This window comes from Actinocrispum wychmicini (genome assembly GCF_004345645.1).
Lineage (GTDB): Bacteria > Actinomycetota > Actinomycetes > Mycobacteriales > Pseudonocardiaceae > Kibdelosporangium > Kibdelosporangium wychmicini.
In genome coordinates this window covers 1-19352 of record NZ_SLWS01000025.1, presented here as the reverse complement: position 1 = coordinate 19352, position 19352 = coordinate 1, and the positions used below count along the sequence as shown (strand labels likewise).

Genomic DNA, 19352 nt, shown 5'->3' with positions numbered 1-19352 from the left:
ACACCCAACCGCCCTCCATTCGCCCAGCCACCCTCCGCTCTTCACCTTCCGCCCGCCAGCCTCCTCGGGTTGTCCGGCTGCCTTTGCCGGCGTTGCCCCTTCCGGCTATCTGTCCACTTTGTTCAGTTGCTTGTTCCCGTTGGCGCATGACACCACCTTCTCGGTTTGGGAGTGACATGAGTGCTTTCTTCTTCCGTCGGCCTCGGTTGCGGTTGGGGATCTTGTTGTCCGCTCCGTTGCTGTGGTTGGGGTTGGCTTATCTGGGGGCGTTGGCTGCGCTGTTCGTCACCGCGTTCTGGCACACCGACGTCTTTACCGGCAAGGTGGTTACTGACTGGTCGTTGGACAACTTCGGCATGCTGTTCTCGGACTCCGTGTATCGGACCATCACGTTGCGGACTGTGGGTATTGCCGCGTTGGTGACGGTGATTGATGCGGTTGTGGCTTTTCCTATGGCGTTTGCTATGGCCAAGTTGGCTTCTCGGCGGGCGCAACGGGTCTTGGTCATTGCTGTCATGACTCCGTTGTGGGCGAGCTATCTGGTTAAGGGGTATGCTTGGCGAACCATGCTTTCTGGGAATGGGGTTGTTCATTGGTTGTTGGATCCGTTTGGGTTGGACAGTCCGGGGTATGGGGTTGCGGCGACTGTGGTTACGTTGTCGTACTTGTGGTTGCCGTACATGATTTTGCCGATTTACGCCGGGTTGGAGCGGCTTCCTGACTCTTTGGTTGAGGCTTCTGGGGATTTGGGGGCTCGGTCTTTTCGGACTTTTCGGTCTGTTGTGCTTCCGTTGACTTTTCCGGCTGTGGTGGCTGGGTCGATCTTCACTTTCTCGTTGTCGTTGGGGGACTACATCGCCGTGAAGATTGTGGGCGGGACCAGTCAGATGTTGGGGAACGTCGTCTACGACAACATCGGGGCCGCCAACAACCTTCCGTTCGCCGCGACTGTGGCGACGGTTCCGGTGGTGATCATGATGGTGTATCTGGCCGCTGTGCGTCGCACCGGCGCGTTGGACAACCTTTAGGAGTGCCATGCGAACCTCAAGGGCCACGCGCGTTCTGTTGCGGACCGCGTTGGGTGTCGGGTTGGCCGTCATCTACTTTCCGCTTCTGGTGGTGCTGTTGAACTCGTTCAACGGCGACACCACCTTTGGGTGGCCGCCCACGAGGTTCACGCTGGAGTGGTGGCGGCGCGCGGTCACCAATGAGGGTGCTCTTCGGGCTTTGTGGACCAGTGTTCAGGCTGGGGTGGCGGCCACCGCCATCGCTTTGGTGTTGGGGACGATGGCGGCGTTCGCCTTGCAACGGTACCGGTTCTTCGGGCGGGACTCGGTGTCGTTGTTGATCATTCTGCCGATCGCGTTGCCGGGGATCGTGACCGGGATCGCCCTGAACAACGCGTTCCGCACCATTCTCGGGATCGACCTCGGGTTGCTGACCGCGATCATCGCGCACGCCACGTTCTGCATCGTCGTGGTGTTCAACAACGTTGTGGCCCGGCTGCGGCGGATGGGCGGCAACCTGGAGGAGGCGTCGATGGACCTCGGCGCCGACGGGCGGACGACGTTCCGGTTGGTCACGTTCCCGATGCTGCGGTCCGCCTTGCTGGCCGGCGGTCTGCTGGCGTTCGCGTTGTCGTTCGACGAGATCATCGTGACCACGTTCACCCTCGGCACCGGCATGGAGACCCTGCCGATCTGGATCTACGACAACCTGTTCCGGCCCAACCAGGCGCCCGTGGTGAACGTGGTCGCCGCCGTCCTGATCGTGGTGTCGACCGTGCCGGTATACTTCGCCCAGCGACTTTCCGGCGGCGACACCGCCAGCGGTGGACGGCTGTAGTGTCCTGAACCGGAGGTACGTTGCCAGTATTCGGCGGATCCAGGTTTCCGCTGGGCGTGCCGGACGAAGGGGGCTTGTACCGGGTTGTACCAGTGCCTTTGGCCGGTGCGGCCAGCGGGAATCTGGGCCGTCGAGACTGGTGACGTACCTCCGGTTCAGGACACTTAAGGACGGGACCATGGTGTTGCTTGACCAGGCCGCCAAGCTGGACGCGGCCGACCCGCTGAACAGGTACCGCGACCGGTTCGTGCCCAACGAAGACCTGGTCGCGTACCTCGACGGCAACTCCCTCGGGCGGCCACTGAAGGCCACAGTGGACCGACTGAGGTCCTTTGTGGAGGAACAGTGGGGCGGGCGGCTGATCCGGGGGTGGGACGAGCGGTGGCTGGACACCCCGGCCCGGCTCGGCGACCACCTCGGGCGGGTCGTCCTGGGCGCGGCCGGCGGGCAGACCGTCATCGGCGACTCGACGACGGTCCTGCTGTACAAGCTGATCCGGGCGGCGGTCGCGGCCCGGCCCGGCCGCACCGAGGTGGTGTGCGACCGGGACAACTTCCCGACCGACCGGTACATCCTGCAAGGCGTCGCCGCCGAGTGCGGCCTCCGGATCAAGTGGCTGGACGTCGACCCGGCCGGCGGCGTGACCGTCGACCAGGTACACAAGGCGGTCGGCTCGGACACCGCGTTGGTGTTGTTCAGCCACGTCGCGTACCGCTCCGGCTGGCTCGCCGAGGCCGCCGAGATCACCGAACTGGCCCACGCGGCCGGCGCCCTGGTGCTCTGGGACCTGTGTCACTCGGCCGGAGTTGTGCCCGTCGAGCTGGACGAGTGGGGTGCCGACCTGGCCGTCGGGTGCACGTACAAGTTCCTCAACGGTGGACCGGGCGCGCCGGCGTTCGCCTACGTCCGAGCCGAGTTGCAGGACTCTCTACAGCAGCCCATCTGGGGATGGATCGGCGCCCGGAACCCGTTCGAAATGGGGGAGCGGTACGAGCCCGCGACCGGTATCCGCCGGTTCCTCAGCGGCACACCGCCGATCCTCGGCCTGCAGCCGGTGATCGACATGGTCGAGCTGATCGAGGAAGCCGGACCGGCCGCGGTCCGCGCCAAATCCGTCCAGCTGACCGAGCACGCCATCACGGTAGCCGACGAACTGCTGACGCCACACGGTGTCCGGGTCGGCAGCCCACGCGACAGCGACCGCCGTGGCAGTCACGTCACCCTGGCCCATCCGGACTTCCACACCATTGTGCGGCACCTCTGGGACCGCGACGTCATCCCCGACTTCCGCAACCCGGACACCCTGCGGATCGGCCTGTCCCCGTTGAGCACGAGCTTCACCGAGACCACCCGTGGCCTGATCGCGATCGACGAGGCACTACGGGTTGTTGGTGGCGCTCACTGAGATCGTCTTGGACACGTCCTTCACACCCGCCGACCACACCGTGTACGTGTGCGTGGTCTTGCCCGTTGTGCCACTGCACCCGAACGCTAGCGTCAACTGACCCGTGGCGTCGTACATTCCGTACGCGCCATAGATGTTCGGGTTGTCGACGGCCACAGCGGCGCCGCTCGCGCCGGTCACCTTCCACGAGATGATCACGTCCGTGCCGGGCGAGGAGAACGGCGCGTCCGGCGTGCCGTGGACCGGGCAAGTTGGTTGGCGCACAACGGAGATCGACACTGTCGGCGCGGGTTTCGACGTCGCGCTGGTGTGGCTGGACGGACGAGTGGTCTGGTCGACCGGTTTGTCCGCGGATGGCCGGGTGGACGTGGTGGTTCCCACCGAGACGGGAGTGGTGGTGCTCTCGACAGCCGGGCTGCCGGCCTGGGTGGCGCCGCAGCCGGCGAGGCACAGGCCCGCCAATGCGATGATGAGCCTGGGTAAATGTCCTGTCCGCATCATGACCACCCGATCCCGTTCGAAGTCGCTACGTACAAAGGGACGTGGCTCGTTCGCCCGGGTTGTGCCCCAAAGGGCGGACCTGCGGCGGGTCAGGCCGCAATGGACACCCGCATGCCCCGCAGCTCGTACGTGGCGATGTCCTCCTTGAACGTGACCCGTGGCCGGCTCACCATCTGGATGCCTTCCACGGCAAGGAGTTTCGACAGGAAGATGTCCGTTTCCATGATCGCGACGTGCGATCCCGGGCACTTGTGGGCGCCGTCGCCGAACGACAGGCCGCCGTCGGGCATGTCCCGGCCGGGACAGAGATCCAACGGCTCGGCGCCGGCCACGTCCGGGTCGAGATTGGCGGTGCAGAGCTGGACTCGCACCACCGCGTCCTTCGGCACGACCGCACCCGGAAGGACGACTTCGGCGGTGGTACGACGGCGAAGTTGGCCGATCACCGGCTCCAGCCGGATGATCTCGTGCAGGATGCCCAGCCGCTCCGGCTCCGCCGCGGCCAAGTACTTCCGGCGCAGCGCGTCGTCGGTGAACATGTGCCACGCCACCAGCACGACGAACTCACGCGTCGTGACCATCCCCGCAGCCGCGAACGTCAGGCACTCGCCAAGGATCTCGGTGTTCTTACAGCCCTCGTCGAGCAAATGCGAGATCAAGTCGTCGCGGCGTTCGGTACGTCTGGCCCGGACCGCCGGGCGGACGTCGCCGAAATAGATCCGGGACCAGTTCGCGATCTGCCGGAACAGCCAGTAGATCCCATTCACGCTGGTGAACCCAGGCCGGCCGAACTTCTCCGGGAAGAACCGCTCCAACCGGCGCTGAATCCCGGGCCGGCTCTCGGTCAGCCCGATCACCGCGGCCGTGACGTCGATCGCCAGCTTGAAACTCAGGTCGGCCAGATCGACCGTGCCGGCCGCGCGCAACCGCGCGATCTGCTCGTCCGCGACATGTTCCATCAGCCCGCGGTACGAGTCGACCCGACGCGGGGTGAAGAACCGGGCGGTCTGCCGGCGGTGTTCGCGATGCTCCGGTCCGTCCCGGTAGAGCACCGGCCGCCGGATGCTCGCCGGCATCTTGTCCACGGTCTCGACACCCAGACCGGCCTGTACGGTCGCGGACTCGCGGAGCAACGCGCGGCCGGCCGGATAGCCGGTGATCGTCCACCCGCCGTCCGCGTCCCGCCGAACCGGACAGCCCACCTCGGTATCGCCTCGGTCCACCTTGCGCGCGGTCACGGAACCAGCATGGTCGGATGGACATGATCACCGCATCCGCCATTCCCGCGACACCGTAGGGGTTGACCCCGTGCCGCTCTCCTTCGACGACACCGGATTCCAGCGCCAGGACCAGCGAACCTGGACGCACCCGGCAACCGGCGACATGGTCGTCCGCACCTACTTCGCGAATGCGTCCTGGTCGGTCCCGGCGGCGACCGGATGTACGGCCGGCCCAAGGTGTTGATGATGGTCACCGACCAGGTGAGCCTCCTGGAGGCGTCGCCTGTCCCGGTCGGCGCCGAGGTGTGGCGTGAGCAGCAGCGGCCGACCGACCCGACCGGGCCGGACTCAGTGCAGTCGATGAGCGCGCCGGTCTTGTCGTTCAAGCAGACAACGCCAGCCGCATCGTGAGACCTTCGAGGATCACACCGTCGGGCAACGGGATCTGAGTGTCCTCGACGTCCTCGAAGCCGTACGCGTGGTACAACGGCACCCCGGGCAGCGTCGCCATCAGGACGAACTCCCGGAAGCCCTGCCCGACCGCCGCCCGCCGGCAGGCGTCCAGGACGGCCCTGGCCAGGCCACGGCGAGTCCAGTCGGCGCGGACGAACATCGCGCGGACCCGGGCCGGCTCAGTCAACGGGTCCAACAGCCGGGCGTCGCCGTCTTTGTCACCGCTGCCGGTGTACAACTTCTCGCGTTTGCTCCACCCGCCGCAAGCGACGACCTCGCCGTCGGCCTCGTGGACGTAGTACGTGCCGTCGGCGATAAGGTCCATGTCCGGCACGGTCAGGTGGACCGCCGCGCTGGCGGACTGCTGTTCGCTGTAGAAACGCGGGAAAAGATCCAGTACGGAGGCACGCATCAGCGCCGCGATCTGGGCCGTGTCGGCCGCGGTGGCCAGGCGTTGTGTGGCCCGTGTGGTCCCCAGGTGATCCATTCGGCGAGCCTATCCGGACGGGATCACCTGAACCGTCGATGCGCGCTCCGCGTATCGGAGACGTGCGCAGGGATGAGATGACGACCGACGAAGAAGCCAGCACTCCGTCGAAACGACGCCGGGTGGCGGCGGGGGTGCTCACCGGCCTGGCCTGCCTGCTGACGCTGTTCGCGCTGGTGGTGCCCAACCAACTCGGCCAGTTGACACCATGGGCGTTCCTGCGGATCCCGGTCGAGGCGCTCGTCGCCGCCGCGGTCCTGATCTTCCTGCCGCGCCGGGCCAGGGCGATCGTGGCGGCGGTCCTCGGCGCGCTGGTCGGGTCGCTGATGATCGTGCGAATGATCGACATGGGCTTCTACGCCGCGTTCGACCGGCCGTTCGACCTCATGTTCGACTGGAGCTTCTTCGGCCCCGCGGTGAACTTCCTGACCAACGCGACCGGTCACGTCGGCGCGATCGCCGTGGTCATCGGCGCCATCGTGCTCGCCGTCGGTGTCATCTCGCTGAGCGCGCTCGCCGCGATACGGCTGTCCCGCCTTGCCGCCCGTCGCCGCGAGACCACGATACGGACCATCGCGGTGCTCGCGGTCGTATGGGTGTTCTGCGCCGTGTTCAGCGTGCAGCTCACGCCTGGTCAGCCGTTCGCGGCGCGCAGCGCGGCCGTGTACGCGTACGACGAGGCCCGTCAAGTCCGTGCCGACATGCGCGACCAAGGGGCGTTCACCGACGAGGTGGCGACAGACGCGTTCCGGGACACCCCGGGCTCCGAGCTGCTGACCGCGTTGCGCGGCAAGGACGTCGTGTTCACGTTCATCGAGAGCTACGGCCGGGTCGCCGTCCAGGGCTCCGACATCGCCCCCGGCGTCGACAAGGTGCTCGACGACGGCAGCGCCGCGCTCCGGCAAGCGGGGTTCGCGTCCCGCAGCGCGTTCCTGACGTCACCCACGTTCGGCGGTGGCAGCTGGCTGGCGCACTCCACGTTCCAGTCCGGGGTGTGGATCAACAACCAGCGCCGGTACGACAATCTCATTACGGGCGACCGGTTCACGTTCAGCCACGCCTTCAAACGCGCCGGCTGGCGGACCGTCGGCGACCTGCCGGAGAACATGTACGACTGGCCCGAAGGCGCCTTCTACCAGTACGACAAGCTCTACGACTCGCGGAACGTCGGCTACCGCGGCCCCAAGTACTTCTACGCCCAGATGCCCGACCAGTACACGATGTCCGCGTTCCAGGGCCTGGAGCGGGCCCAGCCCGGCCACGCGCCGGTGATGGCCGAGATCGACCTGGTCACCAGCCACACCCCGTGGGCGCCCCTGCCCACCATGGTGGACTGGAACACGGTCGGCGACGGCGCGGTGTTCAACCCCCAGCCGAAAGCCGCCAAGCAACCCGAGGACGTGTGGCCGGACCCGACCAAGATCCGCGCCGCCTACGGCGAGTCCATCCAGTATTCGCTGACCACGCTGATCCAGTACGTCCAGAACTACGGCGACAACAACCTCGTGCTCGTGTTCCTCGGCGACCACCAGCCGGCCCCGATCGTCAGCGGCGAGAACGCCAGCCACGACGTGCCGGTCACGATCGTCGCCAAGGACCCGGCCGTGCTGGACCGGATCGCCGGCTGGGGCTGGCAGGACGGCCTGCACCCGGACCCCCGGGCCCCGATCTGGCCGATGAGCCAGTTCCGCGACAGGTTCCTGGCCGCGTTCGGGTCCCAGGGGACCGCGGGCACCCGGTGATCAGCCGGTGAGGGCGGTGAGTGCGGCCTCCTTGCCCTCGTGCTCGGCCCAGCCGGCGGGGGTCGAGTCGTAGAGATCGTCGGTCAGGGTGGGGTCGGCGCCCGCGTCGAGCAGGACCCGGATGACGTCGACATCGCCCCACTGTGCGGCCAGGTGCAGGGCCGTCACCCCGCTGCCGTGGGTGGGTCCGCCGAACGTGCCCCGCTGATTCGGGTCGGCACCCAGTCGCAGCAGCCGGCGGACGGCGGCTTCCTGGCCGGTGAACGCCGCCCAGGTCAGTGGCGTCCCCCGGTAGACGTCGGCGTTCAGGTCAGCGCCGTGCGCGTGTAGCCGGTCGATCGCGTCGACGCTGCCGTTTCGGGCCGCCCACGACAGTGCCTCGTCCAGGACCTCCTGCGGGTCGTCGGTGGGCCGCCAGGCCGGGAAGCCGCTGTGCGGGCGGTAGAAGCCGCGATGGGCCCCGGCGTTCGGCCCGGACAGCAGCTCGTCGATCAGATCCACGTCGTCCAGCCCGGCGGCGGCACGCAGGTTACGCGGGTACACGCCCTGTTCGGCGAGTTGACGGGCGACCGCCCGGTGCCCCCAGAACAACGCGACGATCATCGGGGTGCCGCCGTCGCCGCGACCGGAGACGTCCGCGCGCGCCCCAGCGGCCAGCAGCACCCGGGCCAGCTCCGGCAGGCCGCCGTAGCCGGCCTGGTGCAGGGGTGTCCAGCCATGGGTGTTACCGCGTGTGACGTCCGCGCCGTGCTCCAGCAGCAGCTTGACGAGCCGTTCGTCGCAGGTGCCCGTGGCCAGCCCGAGCAGGTCGTTGCCGTTGGTGCCGACCGCCTCGGCCAGCCAGGGGAACCGGGTGAGCTGCTCGTCGAGCGCGGCCAGGTTCTGCTCACGGATCGCCTGGAACGCGCGACGGAACGGTTCACCACTGGTGGCCAACGAGCCGACGTGGGCGCACAGGGCGGGCCAGTTGGCGAACCCGTGCTCGCGGGCGACCACGGTACGGGCACCGCGGGCGGTCAGCGGGACCGACCAACGCTCGAACGCGGCGAGGGCCTCGGCTGTCCCGTCGGTGGCCGAGGCCAGCAAACCGGTGGCGCGGTCGGCGTAGTAGTCGACCTCGTCCTCGAAGGCGTGCCGCAGCGCGGGCCCGTACTCGTCCAGTCGACGAAGGTAGGCGCGCAGCTTGGGCCAGCTGGGAAACCCGTGCTCGCGGGCGATCACCAACTGGGTGTCCGCGAGCTTGATCGGTTCGCTGGTCCCGGGGTGGCGATCGGTGATCCGGCGGAGCGCGGCGGCTTGGCCTTGCCGCGCGTCGCGCAGCAGCTCCTTGGCCTGTTTGCGGATCTGCTCCAGGTTGACGGCAGCCGGCACGGCGGCCTCCTTTCCTCGTCGCCCGCGGTCCGCTGGCACCGGGCAGGAAAGAAGGTGCGGTCAGGTCGGTACTTCGTCGGGGTGGGCACAGCCCTTTCCGCGGACCGGACGCGGCCCCTGCCGCGCTGACCGCCAGCCTACACCGCGGTCATGTCCTTTGTAGATGCCCGGGGAAAATCGGTCGCCGGAACGGGCCCGAATGCTGGAGAATGGATTCTGACTTCTGGAGAGGGGACCGATGTCTTCGCCTGCGTCCGGTGGCGATTCCGAAACCGTTGACCGAGGCTCACCCGTCCGAAAGAAAGCGGTGATGCTTGCCCTACGATACTACGGCCGCGAACTGGCGCGGCATAAGCGTCTCTCGGCGCTGGGAATGGTGTTGCCGGCGATCGGGAACACCTGTTTGTTCTACCTCGCCCCGTTGATCGTAGCCCAGCTCGTCGGGGTACTGGCCGGCGGCGGCTCCGGGGTCGGCCTGCTGGCGCCGTACGTGATCGGGTTCGCCGGGCTGCTGCTGCTCGCCGAGGCGCTGTGGCGGGTCGGGCTGCACTGCCTCAACCGGGTCGACGGCCGCGGTGTCGAGAACCTTTACGTGATCGGCATGAACGAGCTGCTGGCCAAGGACGCCGCGTTCTTCCACGACAACTTCGCCGGCTCCTTGACCAAGCGCTTGCTCAGCTTCGCCTCGCGGTTCGAGGAGTTCATCGACACGTTGACGTTCAACGTCATCGCCAGCGTGGTGCCGCTGGCGTTCGCGTCGGTCGTGCTGTGGCAGTACGACCCGATGCTGGTGCTCGGCCTGATCAGCCTCATTCTGGTGGCCGGCGTGATCGTCGCGCCGCTCGTGCGTCGCCGCCAGCGGCTGGTCGACGAACGCGAGGCCGCGGTCGCGCGCGTCTCCGGCCACGTCGCGGACAGCCTCTCCAACATGGAGACCGTGCGCGCCTTCGCCGCGGAGGACCAGGAAGCCGCCGAACACCGGACGCGCGTGGCGAACCAACGCCGTCTGGCCATCCGGTCATGGGACTACAGCAACCTGCGCATCGAGACCGTGGTCGCGCCGCTGTCCGTGCTCACCAACGTGGTCGGGCTGGTGCTGGCCATCGGCCTCGGCGGCGGGAAGCTCGGCGTCGAGGCGATCGTGGTGGCGTTCTCGTACTACTCGAACGCGACCCGGATCATGTTCGAGTTCAACTCGATCTACCGGCGACTGGAGAGCTCGCTGACCGAGGCCGCCCAGTTCACCGAACTGCTGCTCAGCCCGCCGGCCGTGGTCGACCCGTCAAAGCCGGAGCCGTTACGCCCCAAGGCGACCGACGTCCGGTTCGACCAGGTGACGTTCGCCCACGCCGGCGCGTCGCCGTTGTTCACCGAACTGAACCTGACCGTGCCCAGCGGCACCAAGATCGGTCTGGTCGGCCGGTCCGGCGGTGGCAAGAGCACGCTGACCCGGCTGCTGCTGCGGCTGATGGACGTCGACTCGGGCCGGATCCTGATCGGCGGCCAGGACATCTCCCAGCTGCGCCAGGCCGACCTGCGCAGCCTGCTCGCGTACGTGCCGCAGGACCCGGCCATGTTCCACCGGACACTGCGCGAGAACATCCGCTTCGCCCGGCCGGACGCCACCGACGACGAGGTGTACCGGGCGGCCAAGGCGGCGCACGTCACCGAGTTCGCCGACGGCTTGCCGCAGGGCTTCGACACGCTGGTCGGCGAACGCGGCGTCAAGCTGTCCGGCGGCCAACGCCAACGGGTGGCGCTGGCCCGCGCGATCGTCCGGGACGCGCCGATCCTGCTGCTGGACGAGGCGACCAGCGCGCTCGACTCGGAGAGCGAGATCCTCATCCAACAGGCCCTGTGGGAGCTGATGGCCGGCCGGACCGCGCTCGTGGTGGCGCACCGGCTGAGCACGGTGGCGAGCATGGACCAGCTCATCGTGCTCGACCGCGGCCGGATCGTCGAGCAGGGCACGCACTCGGAGCTGCTCGCCGCCCAGGGCACGTACGCCAAGCTCTGGCGGCACCAGTCCGGCGGCTTCCTGGACGACGACACCCTGGTCCACTGAGGACTGTTCCGGAAGGGGGGTTGCCAACCGGGGGAGTTGGCTGCGATCATGGGGTCATGTCGAACGGAAAGGGCGTGTCCGCCCAGGCGCGTTGAGCGCCCGTCGCAGGTGGGCCGCCGGTAGCGAGTCCACCGACAGAGCCGAACGATGGCACCGGATCCAGGCACTTCGAGATGAGTGGCTCGGGCACGCGTTGAGCACGTTGCCCGCCGACCGGGACGCGACCGAGAACGCCATCAGCGGCCTCTATTGCCTGCTGGACCGGCCTCCACCCACGTTCGTGTGGGTGGAGTCGCCGGCCGCGGCGGTCGGCGTTCTCGGACCGCCCAGGAGTTGGCGGTGGGACACGGACCTGCCGCTGGAAGGCCGGCTGGCGACCCTGGTCTCCGGTCTACGACATCGAATCGGCGTCGGATACACCGGGTGGCGCTCGGCACCACCCGAAGATCCAGTGGCGGCAATGCGATCCGGCATGTCATCGCGGTCCCTTGTGGACTCGGCGGTGCACGGTGTGCTGAGCCGCGTGGTCCGTGAGTCCGTCGCCGGGGTGGTTCGGGCCGCGCTGGGGGAACGGACCGGCCTCCTGTGGTTCGGGCAGCACGACGTCGACTGGATCGCCCAGTTCGACGTGATCCGGCAGGTCCTCGGCGCGCGCATCCCAGCCGACGATGTCGCTCACGCGGAACTGTGGTCGACGCTGGCGCGTTCATGTGGATGGTGGGTTCCCCGTGAGAGCACGTGTGTCGTCGTCGAGCGACCGTGTGTGGTGCGTACCGAACCTGTCCCTGGCTCACTCCATGGTGAGCTCCGGCTGCACACCGAAAATGGCCCAGCTATGTCCTATTCGGACGGCTGGGCGGTGCATTCGTGGCACGGCATGAGGGTTCCGTCGTGGGTGGTCGAAGGACCGACCGTCGACCTGATCGCCGCGGAACCGAACATCGAGGTACGGCGCTGCGCGATCGAACACCTCGGCTGGCCGGCGTTCATCGCCCAAGCCGGCCTCGCCCTGGTCGGACAGGCCGCCGACCCCGGGAATCCCGGCAGCGAGCTGCGCCTCTACGACCTGCCCTATCAGCGGTGGGGCACATCGACCCGGTTACTGCTCGCCGTGAACGGTTCGGTGGAACGCGACGGCACCCGCCGGCAGTACGGACTGCGCGTCCCACCCTGGTTCAACGACCCGATCGACGCCGCCGGCTGGTCGTACGGGCTCACCGGAGCCCAGTACGCCCAGCTGCAGCGCCGGACATGACTCCCCAGGTGATTCCCATGTACTTGGCTGAACTGCTTGACCGAACCGGCTTGGACGTCCTGGACCACTTGGAACGCCAGGTGGCCGTGCCGGTGATCGACGGCCTGCAGGCCCAGGGCGACCTCATCGTGATCCCGTTCGACATGATCAAGTCCGTGACCCTCAGCGACGGCTGGGGGATCTGGCGGCAGGTGCCACCCGACGGCGTCGAACTGGTGCGTGGCGTCGCCGGCAACAACCCGCACACGCTGGTCGCCGACCCGGGCACATGCCGGGTCACGGCCGCGATGCGGGACCTGACCCGGCTGGCCATCGGCGTGTTCGAGAACATCGCGCCCGCGTACCTGATCCACCCGGAGCACGGCGCCAGCGGGGTGGCGCCCGGCCGGTGGCTGGTGCGTCGCCAGCAGGAGCGCGGGGCCGGAGCCCGGTCCCGCGCCGTGCTGATCGCCGACTGACGTTCACCAGCCGACGGCCACCAGCAGCCACTGCGGGTTGCCGTGCGAGATGAACGATGACTGGCCGGCCACGTCGTCGTACGGGAAGCCGTACGCGAGACGGTTGACGGCGTGGTCGTGCCAGAACTTGGCGTAGTAGTTGGCCGGCGCCGCCTTGTAGTACTGCGTCGGGTCCGACCACTGCGACTGCGGCAGCTGTGCCACGTGCCGGTTCAGCGCCGCGCACATGTTCGGGTTGCCGGCCAGCGAACCGGCACAGCCGGTGATGTTCGAGGTGGACTCGGTCACCCCGACCGACTGGGCGTACCCGGTGAAGTAGTTCTGGTACTGGCCGCCGGCCCGGAACGCCGGCACACTCCCAGGCGCCGGGATGCGCAACGGCGCGTTCGGTGCCTGGGCGAGCTGTTTGAACTCGGTCGGCACCTCGTTCACGAACTTCTGGAACGTGGCCGTGCGGTCCTCCTGGAACGTCGGGTAGTCGTCGCCGACCGTGACGTCATAGCCGTCGTGCGCGTGCAGCCGCATCATCAGCTTCAACGCGAACGCGTCCACCCGGGTGGTGTTGCCGTTGAACACCGACGGCCTCACCGTGAACTCGATGAAGTCCTGGTACTGGCTGGTCGGCGAGCCGAGGAAGAAGTACATCCGGCCGGCCGAGTTGGCCGGCATGTCCAGGTACGGCTGCTCGGCGATGGAGTGCGTCTGGCCGTTGAAGCTCCAGTACACCTGACTGTCCTGGTAGTGCCCGTTGGTCCGGTTGAGCACCTGCACCGTCAACACGTTGCGCGCGGCCGGAATCGAGCCGGTGTCGCCCCAGAACTCGTTCGGGGGCGCGCCGGTCCCACCGCCGCCGTTGCCGCCGCCGGTGCCGAACACCTGGAACTCCCACAGCGAATAACCCCACTGGGTGGCCCGCTGGGTGCCGGACATCCGGACGTACCGGCCACTGCCGGACACCGAAAGCGTCTGTGTGCCACCGGTTCCGGTCGTGGTCGAGTAGATGGTCGTCCAGCTGCCGCCGTCGGCGGAGGTCTGGATCTGGAAGGCGCGCGCGTACGCGGTCTCCCAGTTCAGCACGACCTGGCTGACCGTCGCGGTGCCGCCGAGGTCGACCTGGATCCACTGTGGATCACTGAACGAGCTGGACCAACGGGTGCCGGTGTTGCCGTCGACCGCGTTCGACGGGCCGAAGGTCGCGTTCTCGGCCGACGACGAGGTAGTGGACTTTCCTTGGGAGATCAGGGGATCCGCCGCGTACGCGGGGGCCGGGCCGAGCATGGCCACGGCGAGAGTCACAGCGGCCAACAGTCGCGGCACTGCGGTGATGGGCATGTCTCTCCTCGTGCGGGACGAGTGGCGGACACGGTCGTCGCTGGCCAGGCGACGACGATGGCCGCGGGGCAGGGTCTCTTTCGCCAGGCGGCGGGGCAGCCGGGAGAGCGCTCTCACACAGAGGCTGAACCGATCCGGCTGAGATGTCAAGCCACGACCTGGGCGCGGCGCGTACCCGGTAACCAGGCACCTGAAAATCCGGTGGACTCCGCCGGGGTCGCTTGATCCGATGGCGGCATGACATCTCTCTGGGTGGGGTCACGGGTCCGGTTGCGCGGGATCGAGCCGGCCGACTGGGCCGGGTTCATGGAGTTCGATTCGGACTCCGCGGACCAGCGGGCGGGTGACATGGTCCACCCGCCCCGGTCCGCCGAGGGCTACCGGGCGTGGACCAAGGAGCGGGCCGCGGCCGAGCCCGTCGGCGACCGCTTCCAGCTGGCCATCGAGGCCGTCGACACCGGGAAGCTGGTCGGCGGGATCTCGTCGAATCGCGCCGACCTGCGGGCCGGCTGGTTCGAGTACGGCATCGGGATCATGGCCGGGCAGCAGCGCAAAGGCTATGCGTCCGAGGCCGTCGTGCTGCTGCTGCGCTTCATGTTCGGCGAGCGGCGGTACCACAAGTGCACGGCGAGCGTGTACGCGTTCAACGAGGCGTCGCTGGCCCTCCATGGCCGGCTGGGTTTCGTCGAGGAGGGGCGACTTCGGGAGCACGTGTTCCTGGCCGGCCGGCACCATGATCTGGTGATGATGGGCATGCTGGCCAGTGATTTCGCCCGGTCGCACCCGGCCGCTGTCCTCCCATCAGGTGGGAGTACTGGGGTGTCGGGGCCCCTCGGCATAGGGTCGCAAGGGTGAGTACGCCTTTGCCGTTGATCGACCTGTCGCGGTTCCGCCAGGGGGACCGGGCCGGCTTTCTCGAACAGTTGCGGTACGCGGCCCACGAAGTCGGGTTCTTCTACGTGGTGGGGCACGGCGTCCCGGAGCGGCTGACCACGGGGATCTTCGAGGTCGCGCGGGCTTTCTTCGGGTTGCCGCTCCAGCAGCGGCTGGCCATCGAGAACATTCACTCACCGCAGTTCCGGGGCTACACCCGGACGGGTTACGAGTACACCGGCGGTCACCCGGACTGGCGCGAGCAGATCGACATCGGGCCGGAGCGTGACCCTGTCCCGCCGGCGGCTGGGGCGCCGGCGTGGCAGCGGCTGATCGGGCCGAACCAGTGGCCGGCCGACCTCCCGGGGTTGCGGGAGACGACCCTGGCGTGGCAGGCGGAGGCCCTGCGGGTCAGCCGCGAGGTCCTGCGGGCGTTGGCGTCCGCGCTCGGCCAGGACGAGGGATACTTCGACGCCTGGTTCGACGACGAGGCGTCCACCCACGTCAAGATCGTCCGCTACCCGGGTCGGGCCACGCCGGACGCGGACCAGGGGGTCGGCGCCCACAAGGACTACGGCTATCTGGCGTTGCTGCAGCAGGACGAGGTCGGCGGCCTGCAGGTGCAGGCGCAGGACGGCACGTGGATCGACGCCACGCCGATCCCGGGCAGCTTCGTGTTCAACATCGGCGAGATGCTGGAGATCGCCACCCAGGGCTACCTGACCGCCACCCGGCACCGCGTGGTCAGCCCACCCGCCGGGGTCGAGCGGTTCTCGGTGCCGTTCTTCCTCGGGCCGCGCCTGGACGCCGTGGTCGAGCCGCTGCGGCTGCCGGCCGAGCTGGCCGCGCACGCCCGGGGTGTCAGCGACGAGAAGGACAATCCGTTGTTGGCGCAGTTCGGGGCGAACGCGCTGGTGGGGTGGTTGCGCTCGCATCCCAAGGTCGCCGAGCGCTGGTGGGCGGACGTCGCCGGATGACGCGTTGGTCGTTCGAGACACGGCAGATCCACGCGGGCGCACGCCCGGACCCGACAACCGGGGCCCGAGCCGTGCCTGTGTACCAGAGCACCTCGTTCGTGTTCGACGGCGCGGAGCACGCAGCGGCCGCGTTCGCGCTGAAGGACCTGGAGACGCACGCGTACACCCGGTTGTCGAACCCGACGACGGCCGTTGTGGAGGAGCGGCTCGCGGACCTGGAGAACGGGTACGCGGCGGTCGCCGTGGCCAGCGGTCAGGCGGCGTCCGCGCTGGCGTTGCTGAACCTCGCCCGCGTCGGCGACCACGTGGTGTCGGCGGCGACGCTGTACGGCGGGACGTACAACTTGTTCGCGTACACCTTGCGGGATCTCGGGATCGAAGTGTCCTTTGTGACCGATCCGGATGACCGTAACCAGTGGCGCGCCGCGGTTCGCCCCAACACCAAGGCGTTCTACGCCGAGAGCGTCGGCAACCCACTGGGCAACGTCCTGGATGTCGCCTCCGTCGCCAACATCGCGCACAGTGCGGGCGTGCCGCTCGTCGTGGACAACACCGTGCCGACACCGTACCTGGAACGGCCGATCGACCACGGCGCCGACATCGTCGTGCACTCGACGACGAAGTTCCTGTCCGGGCACGGCACCGGGATCGGCGGTGCGATCGTCGACAGTGGACGGTTCGACTTCCGTTTCGAACCCGACCGGTGGCCACAGCTGAACCAACCGGACCCGAGCTACAACGGCCTCGTGTTCGCGACCGAGTTCGGCAGGCTCGCGTACGCGTTGCGGCTGCGGACAAAGCTGGTCCGCGACCTCGGGCCAGCGGTGTCACCGTTCAACAGTTTCCTTCTGCTGCAAGGCATCGAGACGTTGTCGTTGCGGATGGAACGGCACGTCGCCAACGCCGGAAAAGTGGCCGCGTGGTTGGCCGAGCAGCCGGGCGTCACGCGTGTCCACTACGCCGGGCTCCCCGGTAACCGTTGGTTCGACGCGGGCGCGCGGTACCTGCCGAAGGGGGTCGGCGCGGTGGTCGCGTTCGACCTCGCCGGCGGTGTCGACGCGGGCAAACGGTTCGTGGACGGGTTGACGTTGTTCAGCCATTTGGCCAACATCGGTGACGTGCGCAGCCTGGTCATCCACCCCGCGTCCACCACCCACGCGCAGCTCGACCCGGACCAGCAGCTCGCCAGCGGTGTCGGCCCCGGCCTGGTGCGGCTGTCGGTCGGCCTGGAAGGCGCCGACGACCTGATCGCCGACCTGGATCGAGGACTGCATGCCTGAGTTCGCCGGCACCGCCGGGACCGTCCACCACCGGAGTTGGGTCCCGGCCGACCCACGGGTTCTCGTGGTGTTGCTGCACGGCCTGGGGGAGCACGTCGGACTCTACGAGCCCTTCGCGGCCGCGCTCAACGACGCCGGCATCGCGGTCTGGGCCCTTGACCACGCGGGCCACGGCCGCAGCGACGGGGTCCGCGTCCTGATCAACAGTGTCGACACTCTGCTGGACGACGCCGGCACCCTGATCGACCTCGCGCGCGCCGCGCATCCCGAGCTCCCGTTCGTCCTCATTGGACACTCGTTGGGCTCGACGCTCACGGTGTTGCTGGTGGGGGAGCGGAAGGTGCCCGCGTCCGCGCTGGTGCTGGCGGGCTCGTCGCTCGTGCCGAGCGGGGAGAGCGCGCTGGTCGCCCTGCTCGCCACCGGCATCGACCCGATGGACATCCGCAAGGATCCCAGCGAGATGACCCGCAACGAGGCGTACGCTCAGCAGATCCGGGACGATCCCCTGACCTGGCAGGGCGGTATCCGGCTGGAAACCTTGCAGGCGTTGGGAACCGCGGCCGGTCGGGTGGCCGCCGTGATCGAGTCGGTCACCGTGCCCACCCTGCTCGTCCACGGCGCCGAGGACGACCTGGCCCCGGCCGCCGGCGCGGAGCGGGCAGCCGAACTACTGCCCAATGGCAAGGCCGTGATCTTCCCGAACGACCTGCACAACATCCTGAACGAGATCGACCGCGACGAGGTGTACCGGGTCGTGATCGAATTCGTGCGGACGGTCAGCTGACCAAGATCCCCACACCGAGCGCGATCAACACCACGGGTACGACAATGTGCCCCCATCGTGTCATGGCACGCGTCACGGCCGGCCGCGTGGCGAGATACCGGCCGGCGACACACCACACCGCGACGAGAACCAGGAACACAACCAAGTACACGACCGTCTGCCCAGTACCGCCGTTCGCGAACACCGGCACGTACACGCCGACGTTGTCGCCGCCATTGGCGAGGGTGACGGCCGCGACCGTGACCACAGTCGGCGCCTTGCCGACAGCGGACATCTCGCCGTCGCCACCCCGCCAGGCCTGCCACGCCGTGTACAAACCGAGCAGCAGCGGCAGCAACCCGAGATACGGCAAGGCACTGTCCGGCAACAGTCGGGCCCCCAACACCCCGGCGACCGAAACCGCCAAGATGCCCACAAACCCCAAGTACTGACCGACAACCACCCGCCCGTACCGCCCGGCAGCCTGCCCGAAGAACACCGCGAGCAGGACAATGTCGTCGATGTTCGTGACCGCGAACACCCCCACAGCCTGGCCCAGCAGTCCCAGTCGCACCGGATTACCTTACGAGAATGAACGACGACACCGAGGACAACGCCGACAACGGACTGCTGGACATCGAAGACACCCTCGACGACCGCGACCCGTACGACGAAGGCTACTCACCACCGGAGAAACCACGGGCGATCAACGACTGGGGCACCACAGCCAGGGAAACCGCCGAGGGCGAGAGCCTCACCGGCCGACTGGCCCGCGAAGTCCCAGACCTGACCGACAACGGCCGAGACGACCTGGGCGACACCGAAGACACCGACGGCGAACTACTGGACAACGAAGTCGGCAACCGCCGAGCCGGCCGCCTGACGGCACCGAACGACGAGGACGCGAACGGCGAACTGCGAGCCACCGACGTCGGTATCGACGGAGGCGCCGCCTCAGCGGAGGAAGCCGCAATGCACATAGTGGACCCACAGGAGTACTGACGGAGCGACCACCCAACATAGCGACGAACAGCCCCACCCACTGAGAACACGGACCCACCTGCGCGCCCGCACGGGAGGACAGCGCCAGCCATCGAGGGGCCGGGGGCCGTGCTTGCCCAAGGCGTGTGCTCACGCATCAGACCTGTGGTTCGTGTCCTCTCTCCCGGCCGACCTGTGCTTTGCAAACCATGGGTGTCAAGGGGTGCGCCTACGGGACCCGGCCCCGGGCAATGCCGCGTAGTTAGTGATTTTGCTGGTGGGGCAAGGCGGGTGAAGTTCAAGATCGACAGGACAGCGGGACTCCTTGTAGAACTGGTGATCTT

The 19352-nt window shown here is 68.1% G+C and carries 19 protein-coding genes; 13 read left to right on the top strand and 6 right to left on the bottom strand.

Annotated elements, in window-relative coordinates:
• Positions 1-176 precede the first annotated feature (176 nt).
• From EV192_RS53005 to EV192_RS52995, 3 genes are all read left to right on the top strand, one after another.
• Positions 177-1028 carry an ABC transporter permease gene (locus EV192_RS53005; RefSeq protein WP_132126446.1) on the top strand — a complete coding sequence of 284 codons (852 nt, stop codon included), beginning with the start codon at positions 177-179 and terminating at the stop codon, positions 1026-1028.
• Positions 1029-1035: 7 nt separating this feature from the next.
• Positions 1036-1845: an ABC transporter permease gene (locus EV192_RS53000; RefSeq protein ID WP_132126445.1), complete on the top strand. Its 810-nt coding sequence runs from the start codon at positions 1036-1038 to the stop codon at positions 1843-1845.
• A gap of 178 nt (positions 1846-2023) precedes the next feature.
• The gene (locus tag EV192_RS52995) at positions 2024-3250 is read left to right on the top strand and encodes a kynureninase (RefSeq protein ID WP_132126444.1); all 1227 of its coding nucleotides are present in this window, start codon (positions 2024-2026) and stop codon (positions 3248-3250) included.
• Here the strand turns inward: EV192_RS52995 and EV192_RS52990 are convergent.
• Positions 3224-3748 carry a hypothetical protein gene (locus EV192_RS52990; RefSeq protein ID WP_132126443.1) on the bottom strand — a complete coding sequence of 175 codons (525 nt, stop codon included), beginning with the start codon at positions 3746-3748 and terminating at the stop codon, positions 3224-3226. The genes EV192_RS52995 and EV192_RS52990 overlap by 27 nt on opposite strands.
• A 92-nt stretch (positions 3749-3840) precedes the next feature.
• Entirely contained in the window at positions 3841-4989 is a 1149-nt protein-coding gene (locus EV192_RS52985) for a cytochrome P450 (RefSeq protein WP_132126442.1), read from the bottom strand.
• A gap of 228 nt (positions 4990-5217) precedes the next feature.
• Here EV192_RS52985 and EV192_RS54545 point away from each other — a divergent pair, with 228 nt between their 5' ends.
• Positions 5218-5382 (top strand): hypothetical protein, encoded by a 165-nt coding sequence (locus EV192_RS54545; RefSeq protein WP_165961068.1) that lies wholly within the window; start codon positions 5218-5220, stop codon positions 5380-5382.
• On the opposite strand, the gene EV192_RS52980 is transcribed toward EV192_RS54545, so the two are convergent.
• Positions 5354-5911 (bottom strand): GNAT family N-acetyltransferase, encoded by a 558-nt coding sequence (locus tag EV192_RS52980; RefSeq protein ID WP_132126441.1) that lies wholly within the window; start codon positions 5909-5911, stop codon positions 5354-5356. The two genes, EV192_RS54545 and EV192_RS52980, sit on opposite strands and share 29 nt — an antisense overlap.
• A 77-nt stretch (positions 5912-5988) precedes the next feature.
• Here EV192_RS52980 and EV192_RS52975 point away from each other — a divergent pair, with 77 nt between their 5' ends.
• Positions 5989-7653: an LTA synthase family protein gene (locus tag EV192_RS52975; RefSeq protein WP_132126440.1), complete on the top strand. Its 1665-nt coding sequence runs from the start codon at positions 5989-5991 to the stop codon at positions 7651-7653.
• Here EV192_RS52975 and EV192_RS52970 read toward each other — a convergent pair whose 3' ends face one another.
• The gene (locus EV192_RS52970) at positions 7654-9024 is read right to left on the bottom strand and encodes an ankyrin repeat domain-containing protein (protein ID WP_132126439.1); all 1371 of its coding nucleotides are present in this window, start codon (positions 9022-9024) and stop codon (positions 7654-7656) included. It lies immediately after the preceding gene.
• A 310-nt stretch (positions 9025-9334) separates the two neighbouring features.
• On the opposite strand from EV192_RS52970, the gene EV192_RS52965 reads away from it, so the two are divergent.
• From EV192_RS52965 to EV192_RS52955, 3 genes are all read left to right on the top strand, one after another.
• Positions 9335-11089, top strand: coding sequence for an ABC transporter ATP-binding protein (locus EV192_RS52965; RefSeq protein WP_243727650.1), 1755 nt, complete (start codon positions 9335-9337; stop codon positions 11087-11089).
• A gap of 193 nt (positions 11090-11282) precedes the next feature.
• Positions 11283-12344, top strand: a complete 1062-nt coding sequence (locus EV192_RS52960) for a DUF6745 domain-containing protein (protein WP_243727649.1) — start codon at positions 11283-11285, stop codon at positions 12342-12344.
• Positions 12345-12361: 17 nt separating this feature from the next.
• Positions 12362-12802, top strand: coding sequence for a hypothetical protein (locus tag EV192_RS52955; protein ID WP_132126437.1), 441 nt, complete (start codon positions 12362-12364; stop codon positions 12800-12802).
• A 3-nt stretch (positions 12803-12805) separates the two neighbouring features.
• Here the strand turns inward: EV192_RS52955 and EV192_RS52950 are convergent, their stop codons facing one another.
• The gene (locus EV192_RS52950) at positions 12806-14134 is read right to left on the bottom strand and encodes a beta-1,3-glucanase family protein (RefSeq protein WP_132126436.1); all 1329 of its coding nucleotides are present in this window, start codon (positions 14132-14134) and stop codon (positions 12806-12808) included.
• A 237-nt stretch (positions 14135-14371) separates the two neighbouring features.
• Between EV192_RS52950 and EV192_RS52945 the strand changes: the two genes are divergently transcribed.
• The 4 genes from EV192_RS52945 to EV192_RS52930 are packed head-to-tail and all read left to right on the top strand — an operon-like array spanning position 14372 to position 18048.
• Positions 14372-14989: a GNAT family N-acetyltransferase gene (locus EV192_RS52945; protein WP_132126435.1), complete on the top strand. Its 618-nt coding sequence runs from the start codon at positions 14372-14374 to the stop codon at positions 14987-14989.
• On the top strand, positions 14986-15984 hold the full coding sequence (locus tag EV192_RS52940; RefSeq protein WP_132126434.1) for an isopenicillin N synthase family dioxygenase: 999 nt from the start codon (positions 14986-14988) through the stop codon (positions 15982-15984). Before EV192_RS52945 ends, EV192_RS52940 begins: the two co-directional genes overlap by 4 nt.
• Positions 15981-17264 carry a bifunctional o-acetylhomoserine/o-acetylserine sulfhydrylase gene (locus EV192_RS52935; RefSeq protein WP_132126433.1) on the top strand — a complete coding sequence of 428 codons (1284 nt, stop codon included), beginning with the start codon at positions 15981-15983 and terminating at the stop codon, positions 17262-17264. Before EV192_RS52940 ends, EV192_RS52935 begins: the two co-directional genes overlap by 4 nt.
• Complete coding sequence (locus EV192_RS52930; protein ID WP_132126432.1) at positions 17257-18048, top strand: alpha/beta fold hydrolase; 792 nt, start codon at positions 17257-17259, stop codon at positions 18046-18048. The genes EV192_RS52935 and EV192_RS52930 overlap by 8 nt, the downstream gene beginning before the upstream one ends.
• Here the strand turns inward: EV192_RS52930 and EV192_RS52925 are convergent.
• The gene (locus tag EV192_RS52925; protein WP_132126431.1) at positions 18041-18601 is read right to left on the bottom strand and encodes a cadmium resistance transporter; all 561 of its coding nucleotides are present in this window, start codon (positions 18599-18601) and stop codon (positions 18041-18043) included. The two genes, EV192_RS52930 and EV192_RS52925, sit on opposite strands and share 8 nt — an antisense overlap.
• A gap of 17 nt (positions 18602-18618) precedes the next feature.
• Here EV192_RS52925 and EV192_RS52920 point away from each other — a divergent pair, with 17 nt between their 5' ends.
• Positions 18619-19029 (top strand): DUF5709 domain-containing protein, encoded by a 411-nt coding sequence (locus tag EV192_RS52920; protein WP_132126430.1) that lies wholly within the window; start codon positions 18619-18621, stop codon positions 19027-19029.
• Positions 19030-19352 lie beyond the last annotated feature (323 nt).